This window comes from Marinomonas rhizomae (assembly GCF_024397855.1).
GTDB lineage: Bacteria > Pseudomonadota > Gammaproteobacteria > Pseudomonadales > Marinomonadaceae > Marinomonas > Marinomonas rhizomae_A.
The window spans coordinates 2,391,636-2,408,953 of record NZ_CP073343.1 but is presented as its reverse complement, the minus strand read 5'-3'; the positions used below and the strand labels follow the sequence as shown (position 1 = coordinate 2,408,953).

The following is a 17,318-nucleotide window of genomic DNA, read 5'->3' as shown; positions in this document are numbered from 1 at the left end:
CCAATTAATAAAAAGAAAAAGAGGGCTTTGATAAATGAAAAAAATACAATCTTTATTGGTAGGGGCAATGGCACTGGGTGCTGTCTCTATGGCTAACGCTGGCACCTTGGTGATTAACTCCGATCAGGCAGATCCTGCTCCAAAGCAGGCATTTAGTGAAATCGTACAGAAGTTTGAAAAAGAAAACCCTGACGTGACAGTGAAGTACAACCTGTACGACAAAGAAGGTTATAAAACCGCTATCCGTAACTGGTTGTCGACTACACCGCCAGATATCGTATTCTGGTACGCGGGTAACAGAATGAAAGCATTTGTTGATCGTGGCTTGTTTGAAGACGTGAGTGACATTTGGAAGAAAGAAGATCTTAAAGCCAACATGCCATCGGCAACCTCTGCGATGACGATCAATGGTAAGCAATGGGGTGTTCCTTATACCTATTATCAATGGGGTATTTATTACCGCAAAGATATCTTTGATAAGTTAGGTTTGACTGAACCCAAAACATGGGATGAGTTTTTAGCGGTAAATGCTACGCTAAAAGCCAATGATATCGCCCCCATTACCATAGGCACGAAATACCTTTGGACCGCCGCGGGTTGGTTTGATTATTTGAACATGCGTACGAATGGCTTGGACTTCCATATTGACTTAATGGACGGCAAGATTCCTTACACTGATCCTCGTGTTCGTAAAACCTTCGAACATTGGAAAGAGCTGGTTGATAAAGGCTATTTCCTAGAGAATCACGCTTCTTATTCATGGCAAGAAGCTCAGCCGTTTATGTACAACGGTAAAGCGGCGATGTATTTGATTGGTAACTTTATAGCACCCAATTTTCCAAAAGAGCTAGAGGGAAAAATTGACTTCTTCCAGTTCCCGCAAATTAACAGTGAAGTGGGTATGGCAGAAGATGCGCCGATGGATACTATTCATATTCCAGCAAAAGCAGCGAATAAAAAAGATGCGCGCAGATTTCTAGAGTTCATGGCTCGTCCTGATAATCAAACTTTGGTTAATGCGGCTCTATTGCAAATCCCACCTCATAAAAAAGCGCATGCTCCTGATGATTTCTTCCTAAATAAAGGGGTCGAAATGTTAAACAATGCGTCTGGAACAGCTCAATTCTATGACCGTGATACGGATCCAAGTATGGCGCAAGAAGGCATGAAAGGTTTCCAAGAGTTTATGGTGAAACCAGAGCGTCTTGATGCCATCCTGAAACGATTAGAAGGTGTGCGAAAACGCGTTTTTAAGTAAGCATTTGATCCTTTTTTAAAAGCGTAAAAACTTTCTTTAACGCAAAGAAAAGCCAGTTCAGCATAAGTTGAACTGGCTTTTTTATTGCTCGTTTAGTGTTTAGAAATTTAGATTATTGTTTCAGTGCAGAGACAATTTTTTGAGTATTGTAATTCATCAGTTGCAGGTAGCTTGTGGCAGGGCCATTGGCATCGGAAAGTGATTCAGGATATAACTCGCCACCCGGTTTTGCGCCTGTTGCGTTAGCAATTTGTTTGACTAGGCGTGCATCATTTGAATTTTCAATGAAGTAGGTTTTGATCTGTTCTTGTTTGATCTGGTCGATAAGGCTGGCGACATCCGCGGCGGTTGCTTCTGTTTCAGTCGACAAGCCAAGCGGCGCTAGGAATTTAACCTTGTATTCTTTTGCATAATAACCAAAGGCATCATGGCTGGTAAGTACTTGGCGTTTACTAACAGGAATGGTGTCAATTTCAGCGTGAATTTTTTTGTTTAACTGGCTAAGTTGTTGAATGTATTTTCGAGCATTGGCTTGGTATGTCGTGGCGTATTCTGGGTCAACTTTCTCCAGTGTTTTCTCGATATTGTTTACCCATACAATGACGTTTGGAATGTTATTCCACACGTGTGGATCAGTCACTTCTTCACCATCTTCAACAAAGGTATGAGTATTAATGCCTTTAGATACAACGGTTGCAGGTTCGCTAGAACCAGATGCTTTCACCATTTTAGAGAACCAAGATTCTAAGCCTTCACCGCTGATGAAGGTGGCAGAAGCATTTTTGATGGCTTTTGCATCTTTTGGAGAGGGTGAGAACTCATGTGGGTCGCCATTTGCAGGTATTAGGCTAGTGACATCAACAAGATTACCGCCAACTTGTTGTACCACATCGGCAAGAATGCTAAAGCTAGCCACAACGGGAACAGGCTTTTCAGCCGATGCATGTGCCAGTGTCGTTCCTAATGTCAAAGTAGACAGTAATGTTAACGTGAAAGGTATTTTTTTCATTGTTGATTCTCCATAGGAGTTGAGTGAGTTTTTTGACGTAAATGCTTGTAGAAAATACCAGCAGGGGCGAACAGCAAGGACAAGACGTAAAGGCTTGTTGCTGTCAGTATGATGGCCGGTCCAGAAGCAAAATTAAGATGAAAGGAAATGATCAAGCCCAAATAGCCTGATGTCGCTGCAGATAAGGTGGCAATGACGATCATTTTCGGTAGGGTTTTTGCCCATAGTTGGGAGATAACCGCAGGCAGCATCATCATGCCGACGGCCATTAAGGTGCCAAGGGTTTGAAATCCCGCGACTAAGTTGAGCACAACCATCAGTAAGAAAATTCCATGGTAGAGGACGCCTTTACCGCCAACGGAACGTAAAAATCTTGGATCAAAGCATTCGACCACTAAGGGGCGATAGATTAAGGTCAGCAGAATTAATGAGAAGCTGGCGATGCCACCGATGAGGTACAGCGCCTCGGCGTCGATGGCCAAAATAGAGCCAAACAGTACATGCAATAAATCAATGTTGGAGCCTTTAATGGAAATCAGTAAAACGCCTAATGCTAAGGAAGCAAGGTAGAAGCTGGCAAATGAAGCGTCTTCTTTTAGGTTGGTGTTGCGACTGACGATGCCAGACAATATCGCCACTGTGAGCCCTGCAACCAAGGCGCCTAAGCCCATAATGGGTAAAGAAAGCGTTCCTGCGATCATAAATCCAATGGCGGCACCGGGCAGTACTGCATGACTCATCGCGTCACCAATCAGGCTCATGCGTCGTAACATGAGCAAGACGCCAATCGGTCCAGAGCTTAAACCCAGTGCCACGGATGCAATCAAAGCGCGGCGCATAAAGCCATAATCGTTAAAAGGGGCAATGGCGAGTTCGTAAAGGGTCATGCTGACTCCTTAAGTTGAGACGGAATTTGGCGCTGAGGATTATCCCAATAGTGAATTAAGCTTTTTGCCCGTTGTTTGTTTTGTGCTGATAGGGCTTGTTGAGTGTCTCCCCAATAAACGGCTTCGCGTGCCAGTAATAAGGTATTTGGAAAGTGTTGTTCAATTTGTTCTAAGTCATGAAGAATGGCGAGAACGGTACGACCTTCTTTGTTCCACTGGAGAATTAAAGTGAGTAGATCGCTAGTTGTTTGCTCGTCTACCGCATTGAAAGGTTCATCTAAAATGACCACTCGGGCATCTTGTAAAAGCAGTCTTGCGAATAAGGCGCGCTGGAATTGTCCTGAGGAAAGGGAGCCTATTTGACGCTTTTCCATACCAGCCAAGCCTACTTGTCGTAAGGCGTCTTTTGCTTCTTCTAAGCAAGCGTTTGATAAACCTCGAAATGCACCATTTTTTCTCCATGAACCTAAGCTCACTAAGTCTTCAAGGTTTAAGGGGAAGTGGCGGTCTATCTCGGCGGTTTGCGGCAGGTAGGCAATATCTTGTGGTGTTAACTCTCCTCTATTGATGCTGCCATTGGTTAAGGGTAACTCTCCCATGATGGCTTTCACTAAGGTGGATTTTCCAGCTCCATTGGCGCCTGCAATAGCGGTTAGGCTGCCAGTTTCAAATTGCCCCGTTAAATGGCAAACGGCATGTACTCTGCCATAGGAAATACACACGTCATCCAGAATTAATGTGCTCATGGTAAAGCTACCGCCCAGATAATAAGCATCCAAAGGGCGAAAACTAAAAAACTGGTTAATACAAGTCTATGTAAGGCCGATTGGCTTAATGCGCTTTTTTTAAGTCCCATGTTTTTAAATCTCATGTTTTGGCTTTACTCGCGGTAGGAAAAACCACGTAAGTTGTTGTTTATAGAAGAGTTGAGGCTTGCCTACAAAACTAATTATGTTATATCATAACAATATTATTTCGAGTAGTGTTTCTTGTCTTGTGGACGTCACCTTGCCGTGAACGTCCTCATTGTTTAAAAATTAAGGATCGAGTTTTATGAAAACCTTTTTCCAACCTCTACGTAGAGTGACGCAGTTATTGCTTCTGTCAGCAGTCGTTTCTACTAATGTGGCGGTTGCACAACCAACACAAACCAACACCTTATCAGTCAGTGCTGCATTTGAGTTCACGAGTTTAGACCCATCTAAAAATGGTTTTGTTTATAGCCGTATGCAGATTTTAGAAACCTTGGTCGATGTAGATGAAAACGGTTTATTGCTTCCAGCCTTGGCGAAAAATTGGCAGGTGAGTGATGATGCTAAAACTTGGACATTTGAGCTACGTGGTAACGTACATTTTCACGACGGCAGCTTAATGGATGCCGATGCGGTGGTGAACAGTTTGACGATTGCACAATCTAAACATGGCGCTTTAAAGAAGGCGCCAATTGATAGTATTCGTGCAGAGGGTAGTAATAAGGTGAAAATTACCTTGTCTAGCCCCTATACCTTACTGGGAGCTGTGTTGGCGAATTATGCGAATGGTATTTTGTCTCCTGATGCTTATGGCAAAGACGGTGATGTGTTGGCGTTGTCGGCGACTGGTCCTTATCAGTTGTATCAATTTTCGCCTCCGCATAAGTTGGTGGTAGAGAAGTTTGAGGATTACTGGGGAAAGAAAGCCAGTATTCCTTACGCAAGTTATTTAACGGGGCACCGTGCAGAAAGTCGTGTTTTGCAGGCCAGAAGTGGTCAAGCTGATATTGTGTTTGGTTTGGCTCCTGCTAGCTTGCCATCTTTAAAGCGACTACCAAATTTGGATATTCACTCTAATCCTATTCCAAGAACCATCGTTCTGAAGTTAAACAGCGGTCATCCTTTTATGAAGGATGTTAACGCACGTAAAGCCTTGAGTTTAGCGATTAATCGTCAAGGTATTGCGAAAGGGATTTTGCGTGTCCCAGGTTCTGAAGCGGACCAGCTTTTACCTGCTTCTATGTCTAATTGGCACTTAGCCAATGTGACTAGCAAAACGGAAGCGGAGGCGGGTACACCTGAATCTCTGTTGGCGTCTTTGGGATGGAAGAAGAATTCAAATGGTATGCTTGAAAGAGATGGTGAACAATTTCATTTGACCATTATAACTTATGCGGATAGGCCAGAACTGACTACGGTAGCGACGGCGATTCAGGCTCAGTGGCAAGCGATTGGTATCGATACAAAGGTTGAGGTGACCAATTCCAGCGCCATTCCAATGGGTCATCAAGATGGTTCGTTAGAAGTTGCCTTGATCGCGCGTAACTATGGCTTTATCGCCGACCCGCTTGGTGTGATGTTGTCGGATTTTGGCTCTAATGGCGGCGGTGATTGGGGCGCGATGAACTGGAATAACAAGGCGTTAAGTGCGGATTTGATGGCGCTAGAAGAAACGTCTGATCCTGCGACCTACAAAAACATTGCACAGCGTAGTGCACAGATTATTTTTGATGAGCGTCCAATGATTCCGGTGTCATCTTATGTTCAGCAAACGTCAGTGAACAAGCGTGTGAAAGGTTTTCATTTTGATCCTTTCGAACGCAGCTACTTTCTGAATGACATGGAGTTCGTAAAATAATGAAAGCCATGCTTTTAAAAAGGGCGCTTCAATTGATCACTGTGGTTTGGGGTGTGGGAACCCTAACCTTTATTTTGATGCGCTCTCTACCCGGTGACATGGCATATCGAATTGCCGCCAGTCGCTATGGACAAGACAATGTCGATTCTAACGCGGCGGCTTTGGTGCGCGAAGAGTTGAAATTAGATCAAAGTCCATTAGCGGCTTATTTTCATTGGTTAACGGATCTGTTGCAGTTCAAGTTAGGCGATTCATTGGTGAGTGGTTTGCCTGTCAGGGATGCTGTCGAGCATATGCTTGGTCACTCCTTGGTATTGGCTCTCGCAGGCTTGATGGTGTCCGTTGTGATCGCTGTGCCATTCGGTTTATTAAGTGCGTGGCGGGGTAATCCGTTTGACGCGATTATTATGAGCTTATCCAGTGTCATTCGCGCTATGCCAGTGTTTGTACTAGGTGTGCTGTTTATTTTGCTTTTCGCATTACATTGGAATTGGTTTCCTGTAGCGGGATTTGGTACGCCAGCGCATTTGGTTTTGCCTGCGGTGACTTTGGCTTTGAGTTTGGCGGCGGTATCCAATCGTGTGGTTCGAGATTCTGCCAAACGAACCTTTGCTGCGGCGTTTTATCAGTTTTCAAAAGTGAAAGGTTTGTCTAATTGGCAGACCTTCAGACAGCATGGTGTGCGCAATATTGCGGTGCCAGTGGTGGCGTTTTTTGGCATCCAGTTAGTGAGCATGATTGAAGGGATTGTGATGATTGAGTCATTGTTTTCATGGCCAGGAATTGGGCATGGTTTGGCTCATGCGATTTTTGCCCGTGATATTCCAGTTATACAAGGCGCGGCTTTGGTGATGGGGGTTCTGTTCGTTTTGTTAAATACCTTGGTGGATGTTATCTGTTTATGGATTGATCCAAGAGGGGCGAAAACATTATGAAAATGAATAAATCCCAATGGGTTGGCCTGTTTATTTTATTGGCCTTATTGGCGTTCTCGTTGTTGGGGATTGTATTTTCGCCTTATAGCATCTCTCAGCAAGATTTAAATGCCATTATGGAGCCGCCTTCTGCGGCACATTGGCTCGGTACAGATCATTTTGGTCGCAGTATGATGACACGTATGGCGCATGCGATTGGTTTATCTTTTGCCTTGAGTGTGTTGTGTGTACTGACGTCTTCTTTGGTCGGTACTGCGTTTGGTGTGTGGGCTGTTTGGGGTGGCAAAAAGATCGATCATGCCATGGGTGTGGTCGTTAATATTTTGCTCGCCTTGCCAGGCTTGGTGGTTGTGTTGTTGTTTGCTGCTATTGCGCCGGGGTCTTTTTTGGTCTTGTATTTGGCGATTTCTTTAGTGCAATGGGTCGAATATTTCCGCGTGGTTCGAGCTGTGACTCAGGGCGTCATTCAAAGTCCTGCAAGACAGTCTTCCCAGATGATGGGCTTTGGCCGATGGTATCAATTTAAACGCCATATTTGGCCTGCTATTTCACCTTCTGTGTTCACTTTGGCGGCCTTTGGTGGCGCGAATGCGATTTTAACCATGGCGTCGCTTGGTTTTGTCTATGTAGGCATTCAGCCACCGTTGGCCGAATTGGGGCTAATGACAGTTGAACTATTTCCGTATTACAGCGAAGCGCCCTGGTTATTGGCGCAGCCTTTGGTTGTTGTCGCTTTGATGGTGTTTTCATTTCATTTATTGGCAGGGAAGCGAACATGAGTGTATTGCTGAAATTAACCAATGTAGCGGTTTATGTGGGCGACTCTTGTTTGTTAGAGCCAATTTCTTTGGAGTTAAAGCAAGGTCAACCGTTAACGATACTGGGTCAAACGGGTTCGGGTAAAAGCTTGTTGGCGCAAGCCATTATGGGACTATTGCCTACTGATTTGAGTGTGGCTGGAGACATAGAGGTATTTGGTAAGGCGATGACGATTGAAGAGCGTCAAGCCTTGTGGGGGCGTGAAATGGTCATGTTACCGCAAGAGCCTTGGCATTCTCTTGATCCGTTAATGAAGGGCATTGATCAAGTCAAAGAGGTATATCAATTCGTGCGTGAGAAAGACCCGCAGGAAGCGCTAGCGATGGCCGAAGAGGATTTACGTCATGTTGGTTTGGCGGATAATGGCCATAAACGCGCGGATGAATTGTCTGGCGGTATGGCGCAACGTCTTGCTATTACAGCGGCTACTGCGGGTGGTGCGCATGTGATTTTGGCGGATGAGCCAACCAAAGGGCTGGATATATCTCGTCGTGATGGCATTGTGCAGCTGCTGCAGGCTCGTTCGAATCTAGGCAGTTTGCTGACTATTACTCACGATGTGTCGGTAGCCCGTCAGTTGGGTGGTTTGCTACTGGTAATGAAAGAGGGTCGTTTAGTCGAGCAAGGCGAAGCTACTCAAGTGCTTGATTATCCAAAAGACGATTACACACGAGAGTTGATCGCTGCCGAGCCCAATGCTTGGTCAGATATGGCGCCAACGATTCGTAAGAGTGACGCTGACGATATTTTAGTGGCTGACAGCTTGCGATTAGAGCGAGGTGGTAGGACTTTGTTTGACGGCTTGTCTTTCTGTATCAAGCAGGGCGAAGTGGTTGGTATTGTTGGTGACAGTGGTTGTGGTAAATCGTCTCTTGGTGACGCCTTGCTTAACTTGCTGCCTATTTCTTCGGGCAAGCTGACTCGTTCTAATAAAACCGCTAAGCCACATCAGTGGCTGAAACTCTATCAAGATCCACCCTCGGCGTTTTCAGCTAGCGTTACACTGGGTCAGCTGCTTGATGATGTGGTCGATTTACATGGTATTGATAAAGCCCGGATTGCCCCTTTGATGGCTCGGTTGAATTTACCTGAAGGCATTCTAGAGCGTAATTGTCTGGCGGTGTCTGGTGGTGAATTGCAGCGTTTTGCGATTCTGCGAGCTTTGTTATTGGATCCTGTGTTTTTGTTTGCTGATGAGCCAACGTCTCGCCTTGATCCGATTACAGCAAAAGAGGTGACTGCTTTATTGGTGGAATTGGCCAGTGAGGCAAATTGTGCGGTGTTATTGGTTAGCCATGATGCGGCATTGGTGCAGAAAACCTGTCATCAGGTGATTCGTATTTAACAGTCTATATACCTTGTTACTGCATTGAACTGATCGCTATATAATACGGTGCTTTCCGTTCAATGTTCGTAACAGGGTGTTTTCATACTGCGGCTTCATGATTTAAACATGTAAATGCTTAGTTAGAAGACTGCTTTAGGTTTCACTTTGACTCAGTCTATGGTCTAATTTTTTAATTAAATAGCCTGTTCAGGAAAGTTATATGTTGTTCAAGACCTCACTTCCCCTTGCTTTAGTTAGCACAGTGGCACTTTTTGCTTCTACTAGCGCCTTGGCATTTGATGATTATTGCACACCTAAGTTAAATGCTTATTTAGGTAATGTTCAAAAAACAGTCGATTCCAAATATATTTCAGATCGTCAAAAAGAGGTCGCGCAAAAGATTTTAGACAAAGTAAAAGCAAGTCGTAATGACACCAAAGACTGTGTTTTGATTGACAAATTACTTCCATAATTCACAGAAAAATTTTGTCTAGTAGATTTTTCATTTGCTGTTATGTTTTATAAGACAGGGTAATACATTTATCAGTGTTGCCTATGGCTTTTATAATATGGCGAACCAAGGGGAAATGAATGAGTCAATTTGAGGCGGCCTTAAAAGTAGCCAGGTCTCTTTTGGGGATGCCTTGTGCAGGATTGCTTTTTAGTGATGGAAGAGTGGTGTTATCTGGCGAGCTTGGTACTCTTTCTCATGTTGACCTGATTGATGGCATTTCTCGCTTTAGTGAATTACCTTCCTCTCGATATCTTGATATAAAAAAAACGCCTTCGTTATCTTTGTTATTCTCTGATTTTCCATGCCTGTCTAGCTGCATCATAGAGACAGTGTCTACTGATGAGGTTCGATTGTGTTTGTTAAGTGACGCTCCTTGTGTAATGGAAGAACGTTTGCGTGAAGAACATGTGACTACTCTAGTCGATTTATTTTCAACGTTAGTGATTTCGTCTGAAGACCAGTTATCCTCTTCGTTACTTTCTAAAAGCAAATCTATGTCAATGGGTGATGAAGCGATCGCACAAAAACGAATGTTGCAGACGTTGAAGCATTTGCATGACGTGACGGCTAATTCTGATTTGTCCTTGGATGATAAGCTACAAAGAATTCTGCAAGTTGGTGTCGAACACTTTGCTTTACCTATAGGGCTTATTAGTTCGATTAAGGGCGATGTTTATCAAGTTGAGTACAGCCATACTCCAAACGGAGAGGTGTTGCCTGGGGCCGTGTTTGAGTTAGGTAACACCTATTGTGTACATACTCTTAACAGTGATTTACCAACTTCCTATTTTCATACGGCGCTTAGCGATATTAAAGAACACCCTTGTTATAAGGGGTTTGGATTAGAGGCTTATATTGGTGTTGTGCTTTATGTTAATGGAGAGCGTTGGGGGACACTAAATTTTTCGAGTCCAGAACCTAAAAGTCAGCCTTTTGGCGAAGACGATTATGAGGTAATGAAGTTGCTTGCCCAATGGGTTGGTAATGAGATGACGCTTTCCTACGATAGAAATGTACAAGTTCAATATGAGAGTGAGCTGCGTGAGCAAAAAATATTCTTTGAGTCCCTTTTTGAACATGCGCCAGAAGCAATCGTCCTAGTTGGTCGAGATCGCGATATCAAAATGCTTAACCCTGCATTCACTGATCTTTTTGGCTATAGCCTTGATGATCTAAAAGGGAAGTCGACTCAAGTTCTGTACGCTGATGAAAGTGATTTTATTCTGCAAGCTAGAGCCTACAAGGATAATGTCGAAGATGTTTTGAACCGCTATCGCGTTAGCTACAAAAGCAAACAGGGTAAAATTTTTCATACCGAAACGATTGGCAGCATGATTCGTAACCCTGATGGCAGTCTAGGTGGGTATATTGCACATATTCGTGATGTAACAGAGCGTTTGGAAGTTGAGCAAAAAATGATAGACACCAACTTACGTTTGTCTATCGCGGCCGATGCGGCTGGCATTGGGGTCTGGGAATTTAATTTGCGAGAAAATACCCTGCATTGGGATGACTGGATGTATCGACTTTATGGCTTTGTAGCTGGTTCGCGAGAGCCGCCGCAGCAGGTTTGGGACGATTGCGTTTACTCAGAAGATAAAGCCAGATTAAGAAGTGTGTTTGCTGGATTAGAAGACAGTGGTGCGTATTTTACGAGCAAAGAAAATGCATCGCATATTTCTGAGGAGTTAGACTTTGATTTCAAAATCATGCGCAATGATGGTCAAGTGCGTTATTTAAAGTCCAATGGAGCCATAGTATTCGATAAAAAAGGCCATGCATCACATCTTGTGGGTGTGAATATGGACATTACTTCTCGAAAAGAAACAGAAGTGGTTCTACGCAAGGCAAGTGATCAAGCTGTTGCCGCGAGTAAAGCAAAAAGTGATTTCCTTGCGACTATGAGTCATGAAATTAGAACACCTTTGAATGGTGTGCTAGGTATGGCTGAGCTGCTTTCTGGTAGCAGCTTGAATTCGGAGCAAAAAACGCAGTTAGGCATACTCAAAGAGTCTGGCGAAGGGCTTATGGGCCTAATTAATGATTTGCTGGATTTTTCTAAAATAGAGGCAGGTCACCTTTCTATTGAGCGGGTTGATTTCGATTTAGAAAAAGTTATTTATAGCGTGGTGCGTTTACTGCTGCCTAAGGCGGAAGAGAAAAGTATTGATTTATTGGTAGAGTACGATGAATCGTGCCCACGTTTTCTTGTGGGGGATGCGTATCGAGTTAAGCAGATTTTGATTAATTTGATTAGTAACGCGATCAAGTTTACTGGTTCTGGCCATGTATTGGTATCCGTTAAAGGTGAGGTTGATCAGCAGGGTGTGGCTAGCATTACTATTGGTGTAGCGGATACTGGTGTTGGCATTGCAAAGCATATTCAACCACAGTTGTTTAGTGCGTTTGTTCAAGCAGATAGTTCAACAACGCGTAAGTTTGGTGGCACTGGGTTAGGGCTTGCTATTACGAAACAATTAATTGGATTGATGAATGGTAGTATTTCTTTGTCAAGCGAGTTGGGCGTAGGGTCTGTTTTTGAAGTAGCGCTTTCATTACCCGAAAGTCATGCCATGTCGCATATTGAGACTATAGTTGATGAGCGCTTATTACTTGGAAAGAAAACCCTAGTTATCGATGACAATTCGACCAACTTAGCTATACTCAAAAATCAGCTGAAATCTTGTGATATTTATGCGGACACTGAACTCAGTCCTATTGAAGGCTTAGGACTGATTAAGCAATCGATTGATCAAGGTGAGCCTTATCAATTGGTTATTATCGATTACATGATGCCAGAAATAGATGGCTTGATGCTTTCGAAAGCGATTCGGGAAATGAGCGGTTCTTTATACCAGCCTATCATTCTTATGATGTCATCAGCTGGTTCGCTAACACAGCACGAGTTATCTGTTGCAGGTATCAATATATGCATTGCTAAACCCGTGGATGCTTTGGCATTGAAGCAAGGCTTAGTAGCTGCGTTGTCAGAAAATATGTTAGGGCATCAGGTTACTTATTCAGAGAGCCATGATGACGAAACTCGAGATGTTACTGATAAAAATAAAAAAGGTCTTATCTTAGTTGTTGAGGATATGAAGGCCAACATGGCTGTTGCGCAAGGTATTCTCAATAGAATGGGGTATGATGTGATTGGTGCCGAAAATGGCGCTATTGGCATAGAAATGAATGACTTGCATAAGCCTGATTTTATTTTTATGGACTTACATATGCCGGTTATGGATGGATTGTCAGCCATGCGGCGAATTAGGCAAGGTGAAAAAAGTGGTTGTAACAGTCGGGTGCCAATTATCGCATTAACCGCGGATGTTATGGCGGAAACCTTTTCAGAAGTGCTACGTGCTGGTGGTGATGGCTTAGTCCCAAAGCCTTTTAAGCAGAAGGAGATTATCGATATGCTGAATGAATGGATGCCGAACAATAGTCAATCACAAGATAGTTCTTCCGATAAAAATGAGTTGCCGAACGGCTCTGTTTTCGCTGTTCAGCCATCTAATGACATTATTGATGAATCGGTACTGAACGAATTAAAGACATTGCTTGGTGAAGATTTTGTATTATTGATTGATGCTTTTTACGAAGATGCAGATAGTATTACTAATTCTTTTGATGAAATCATTAATCATGAAGGTGAAGTAGATTACGAGTCCATTGAGCGATTAGCCCATAGCTTAAAGTCGGTTAGTCAAAATGTTGGCGCCATGACTATGTCTTCGATGGCGGCTCAACTTGAGCAGGAAGGTCGTCAGGGCAATGTGCCTGAATTGGAAGCAAAATTAAGAGAAATACTGGTCATGTATCAAAGTGTGAAGGGTAAGCTGCAGGGTATGTTGTAATGGCAATGAGAGTACTCATCGTAGATGATACCAAGACTGACCGATTGTTGCTGAAATTACACCTATCAAAGCTAGGCTATGGAACAATAGAAGCCAATAATGGTCAGGAAGCTATAGATCTGTTTGTGGAAAACTCTCAGGATTTGGACTTGATTCTGATGGATGTCCAAATGCCTTGTCTCAATGGTTTTGACGCGGTCAGAGCGATTCGTAAAATTCAAGAGCAGGAAAAACAAGAGTGGTTGCCAGTCATTTTTTTAAGCGCCAGCGCTGAAGACGATGACATAGAAGGGGCTATTTTAGCTGGTGGCGATGATTATCTAATGAAGCCTATTAGCCAAAAAGTGTTGTCGGCAAAAATGTTAGCGATGCAGCGTATTGCCGATATGAGGCGTCGACTTGTTGAAACTAATCTCGCTCTTGAGCATTTAGCATCAACAGATCACTTAACAGATGTTGCCAATCGCCGCGCTTTTGAGTTTGTCCTAGACCGAGAAATGTCTTTCACTCGTCGTTATGGTGTGCATATGGCATTGGCTATGTTTGATCTTGATAAATTTAAAGTCGTCAATGATACCTATGGACATGAGGCTGGTGATGCTGTTTTAGTTGAGGTGTCAAAGCGAATCAAAATTGCACTAAGAGACAGTGATATTATCGGTCGATTGGGTGGAGAGGAGTTCGGTATTATCCTGCATAATGTGAAAGAAGATGATGTTTTCAAAGTCTTTGATCGTTATAGGAAGATCATTGCAGAGCAGCCAGTAAGCTATGAAGACATTGAAATCCCCATCACGACGAGCGTTGGTGTAGTTATGTATACAGGAGAAAAAGTAGAGGATAAAGCCGCATTATTAAAGCGTGCAGACGCATCCTTGTATGAGGCAAAAGAGACGGGACGAAACAAAGTGGTTTATCATCCCTAGAGGCATGTTTGTCACCTACTAAATGTATTCATAAAAAAGGCCGAAAAATCTAACGATTTTCGGCCTTTTTCTATCTGGGGACTATTTAAGCAACCGCAGAATCTTCTGTCTGAGTGACCTTCTGGTTTATTGTTGCCAACAAAGCTTGAATTGAGGCCGACACAATATCGTTATCAATCGCAACACCATTAAAGCGATCACCATCAATATTGGCTTGAACATAGGCAATGGCTTGAGAGTTACTGCCAACAGTCAATGCATGTTCTTGGTATTGGATAATATCCACACGCATATTGAAGTGTTTGCCTAACGCTTCGCTAAAAGCAGACAAAGCTCCGTTGCCATCACCAGTGATTTTAACGCTGGTGTTATTACCAATAAGGTCGGCGTGAACGGTGTCTACATCATCTTTTGCAAGATCATATTTACCCAATTTATAAGGCGTTGATCCTGTCATGAAGTGGCTTTCAAATAGCTCTTTCATGGATTCTGCGTTGACAACTCCGCCGTCTTTTTCGGCAAATTGCTGGACAATAGGACTAAACTCTACTTGTAACCAGCGAGGCAAAGCCAAACCGTATTCTTGCTCAAGAGTATAAGCGACGCCACCTTTACCGGATTGGCTGTTAACACGAATGACTTCTTGGTAACTACGACCGACGTCACGAGGATCAATTGGCAAGTACGCCACATCCCAAGGTTTGTCGTCAGTTTGGTTGGCCAAACATTTCTTAATCGCATCTTGATGAGAGCCAGAGAAAGCAGTGAACACCAATTCACCTGCGTATGGGTGACGCGGATGAACTTGTAACAAGGTGCAAGCTTGGACCACACTTATGATGCGATCCATATCGCCTAACACCAACTCTGGATCAATGCCTTGGCTGTAAATGTTCATCGCCATAGTGACGATGTCCATGTTGCCGGTACGCTCGCCGTTACCTAGTAATGTGCCTTCGATACGGTCTGCGCCAGCCATTACGCCTAATTCTGCTGCAGCTACACCACAACCACGATCGTTGTGTGTATGTAAGCTTATAATCATGCTGTCACGTTGTTTGACATTACGACAGAAATATTCAATTTGGTCTGCGTAGCGGTTAGGGGTAGATACTTCTACTGTCGCAGGCAAGTTGATAATAATTTTGTTTTCTGGAGTCGGTTGCCAAACATCGGCCACAGCGTCACATACTTCAATGGCGTAATCAATTTCTGTGCCGGTGAAGCTTTCAGGCGAGTATTGAAATACCCATTCTGTTTCTGGGTGTTTAGCTGCGTGTTCTTTTACGCATTTTGCGCCATTAACAGCGATTTGCTTAATGCCTTCCATGTCCATGCGAAACACTTGCTCACGCTGTGTTGTAGAGGTTGAGTTGTAAACGTGGACAATGGCTTTCTTCGCACCTTTTAGGGACTCATAAGTGCGCTCAATCAATTCTGGACGCGCTTGAGTCAAAACTTGGATGTAAACATCGTCTGGCACTTGGTCTTCTTCGATCAACCAGCGGACAAAGTCAAAATCCAATTGCGAGGCCGCAGGAAAGCCAACTTCTATTTCTTTAAAGCCAACATCAACAAGTAGAGCAAAAAATTGTTTCTTTTGTTCCACAGTCATTGGCTCTACCAATGCTTGGTTGCCATCACGCAGGTCGACACTAGACCAAATAGGGGCTTTAGTGATTGTGTTGTCAGGCCAGGTACGATTTGTAATGGCGACGGGTTTGAATGGCGAGTATTTCGTATGGTCAAAAGACGACATGATTTTGTCCTTATTAATAAGGGGTCGGTAAACCCCGTTGTTATTAGAGCGTTTCGAGTAGACGCTTAGTTTTTAAATGTTTCTTTGTTTCTTCAGTTTTTATAGTGTAACCAAAAAATATGAGTAAAAGATTGCGTTTTTTATGTAAAATTCAATTTGTGTGGCATTATATTGCGTGATGGCTGATTAAATTAGTGATTTGGAGCTGGTGATATGGGGTTTGATAAAATCGACTTGAATATTTTGCGTGAGTTACAGCAAGATTCTAGCTTAACCAACCAGGAGTTGGCGGATCGGGTTGGCCTTTCTGCATCACCTTGTTTGCGTCGAGTGAAAGCGCTTGAAGAAATCGGAGTGATAGATCGTAAAGTCACTATTCTGAAAAAGTCGAGTTTGGGGTTAAAATTAACGGCATTTTTGCAGATCAGTATGGACCGACACACGCCAGATCGTTTTAGTGTGTTTGAAGATGAGATAGACGATTTCCCTGAAGTAAGAAATTGTAATTTAGTGACCGGACAAAACTGTGATTACTTACTAGAAGTCGTGGTAGAAGACATGGAAAAATACCATGATTTCTTATTAGGTAAGTTAACGCGTATACCTGGTGTGACTGGTGTGCAATCAAGCTTTTTGTTGCGCAGTGTGAAAGAGAGTACTTCTTTACCCCTAGATCATTTGATTTAAAGCGTTATTTCCTTATTTAACATTGATATTTTTGCTTTTGACCAAATTAATGCGCGTTATACTTACATAAATACGTAAAGTTAAGAAAATCCCTAGTAGAGAAGTAGTATGAGTGATTTGACAATTAAACGTCGAGTGATGATTCCCGTCAGGGCGGGCGACGTAATGGCTGAATTCATTTCCTTTAATGGCGATGACTCGGGCAAAGAACATATAGGGATATTTTTCGAGGGTACACAGGAAAAGGGCGACGACAGCATTCCATTGGTTCGCCTGCATTCAGAGTGTTTAACTGGCGATGTATTTGGTTCTGGTCGTTGTGATTGCGGCGAGCAGCTTGATGAAGCGATAGATCGTATAAATGAAGAAGGTGGTTATATTCTTTATTTGCGTCAAGAAGGTCGTGGCATTGGTTTGTATGCAAAATTAGAAGCCTACGCTTTGCAGGATCAAGGCTATGATACTTATCAAGCCAATGAAATGTTGCATTTGCCTGATGATGGTCGTGATTTTGGTGTTGCTGCGAAGATGTTGCAAGCTCTTGGTGTCTCTAGGGTGCGCTTGTTAACAAACAACCCAGATAAAGCCCAACAGCTTATAGAGCACGGTATTGATGTTGCCGAGTTGGTTCCGACTAAGGTGCATGTGAATCAACATAACCGTTCTTATCTTGAAACCAAAGCGAAGCGCAAGTTACACACTTTGAAATTTGACTAAGGATCAGTGTAGG

Annotated in this window: 14 protein-coding genes; 10 read left to right on the top strand and 4 right to left on the bottom strand. The window is 43.3% G+C overall.

What is annotated here, in order from left to right; translation table 11 throughout:
* Positions 1–34: 34 nt before the first annotated feature.
* Positions 35–1,258: an ABC transporter substrate-binding protein gene (locus KDW99_RS11395; protein WP_255824906.1), complete on the top strand. Its 1,224-nt coding sequence runs from the start codon at positions 35–37 to the stop codon at positions 1,256–1,258.
* Positions 1,259–1,370: 112 nt separating this feature from the next.
* Here the strand turns inward: KDW99_RS11395 and KDW99_RS11390 are convergent, their stop codons facing one another.
* The 3 genes from KDW99_RS11390 to KDW99_RS11380 are packed head-to-tail and all read right to left on the bottom strand — an operon-like array spanning position 1,371 to position 3,900.
* Entirely contained in the window at positions 1,371–2,267 is an 897-nt protein-coding gene (locus tag KDW99_RS11390) for a metal ABC transporter solute-binding protein, Zn/Mn family (RefSeq protein ID WP_255824905.1), read from the bottom strand.
* Entirely contained in the window at positions 2,264–3,154 is an 891-nt protein-coding gene (locus KDW99_RS11385) for a metal ABC transporter permease (RefSeq protein ID WP_255824904.1), read from the bottom strand. The genes KDW99_RS11390 and KDW99_RS11385 overlap by 4 nt, the downstream gene beginning before the upstream one ends.
* Positions 3,151–3,900: a metal ABC transporter ATP-binding protein gene (locus tag KDW99_RS11380; RefSeq protein ID WP_255824903.1), complete on the bottom strand. Its 750-nt coding sequence runs from the start codon at positions 3,898–3,900 to the stop codon at positions 3,151–3,153. Before KDW99_RS11380 ends, KDW99_RS11385 begins: the two co-directional genes overlap by 4 nt.
* A 307-nt stretch (positions 3,901–4,207) precedes the next feature.
* On the opposite strand from KDW99_RS11380, the gene KDW99_RS11375 reads away from it, so the two are divergent.
* From KDW99_RS11375 to KDW99_RS11345, 7 genes are all read left to right on the top strand, one after another.
* Positions 4,208–5,764, top strand: coding sequence for an ABC transporter substrate-binding protein (locus KDW99_RS11375; protein ID WP_255824902.1), 1,557 nt, complete (start codon positions 4,208–4,210; stop codon positions 5,762–5,764).
* Positions 5,764–6,699, top strand: a complete 936-nt coding sequence (locus KDW99_RS11370; protein ID WP_255824901.1) for an ABC transporter permease — start codon at positions 5,764–5,766, stop codon at positions 6,697–6,699. The genes KDW99_RS11375 and KDW99_RS11370 overlap by 1 nt, the downstream gene beginning before the upstream one ends.
* Positions 6,696–7,478, top strand: coding sequence for an ABC transporter permease (locus tag KDW99_RS11365; protein WP_255824900.1), 783 nt, complete (start codon positions 6,696–6,698; stop codon positions 7,476–7,478). Before KDW99_RS11370 ends, KDW99_RS11365 begins: the two co-directional genes overlap by 4 nt.
* A complete protein-coding gene (locus KDW99_RS11360) occupies positions 7,475–8,863 on the top strand; it encodes an ABC transporter ATP-binding protein (RefSeq protein WP_255824899.1) in 1,389 nt (462 codons plus the stop codon). The genes KDW99_RS11365 and KDW99_RS11360 overlap by 4 nt, the downstream gene beginning before the upstream one ends.
* 202 nt (positions 8,864–9,065) lie before the next feature.
* Positions 9,066–9,317, top strand: coding sequence for a hypothetical protein (locus KDW99_RS11355; RefSeq protein ID WP_255824898.1), 252 nt, complete (start codon positions 9,066–9,068; stop codon positions 9,315–9,317).
* A gap of 119 nt (positions 9,318–9,436) precedes the next feature.
* On the top strand, positions 9,437–13,216 hold the full coding sequence (locus KDW99_RS11350) for a response regulator (protein WP_255824897.1): 3,780 nt from the start codon (positions 9,437–9,439) through the stop codon (positions 13,214–13,216).
* Positions 13,216–14,142, top strand: a complete 927-nt coding sequence (locus KDW99_RS11345) for a GGDEF domain-containing response regulator (RefSeq protein WP_255824895.1) — start codon at positions 13,216–13,218, stop codon at positions 14,140–14,142. The genes KDW99_RS11350 and KDW99_RS11345 overlap by 1 nt, the downstream gene beginning before the upstream one ends.
* An 85-nt stretch (positions 14,143–14,227) precedes the next feature.
* On the opposite strand, the gene leuA is transcribed toward KDW99_RS11345, so the two are convergent.
* Positions 14,228–15,901 carry a 2-isopropylmalate synthase gene (gene leuA / locus KDW99_RS11340; RefSeq protein WP_255824894.1) on the bottom strand — a complete coding sequence of 558 codons (1,674 nt, stop codon included), beginning with the start codon at positions 15,899–15,901 and terminating at the stop codon, positions 14,228–14,230.
* A gap of 213 nt (positions 15,902–16,114) precedes the next feature.
* On the opposite strand from leuA, the gene KDW99_RS11335 reads away from it, so the two are divergent.
* Both KDW99_RS11335 and ribA read left to right on the top strand, forming a co-directional pair.
* Positions 16,115–16,588 (top strand): Lrp/AsnC family transcriptional regulator, encoded by a 474-nt coding sequence (locus KDW99_RS11335; RefSeq protein ID WP_255824893.1) that lies wholly within the window; start codon positions 16,115–16,117, stop codon positions 16,586–16,588.
* Positions 16,589–16,696: 108 nt separating this feature from the next.
* Positions 16,697–17,305: a GTP cyclohydrolase II gene (gene ribA / locus KDW99_RS11330; RefSeq protein WP_255824892.1), complete on the top strand. Its 609-nt coding sequence runs from the start codon at positions 16,697–16,699 to the stop codon at positions 17,303–17,305.
* The last annotated feature ends 13 nt before the right edge of the window (positions 17,306–17,318 follow it).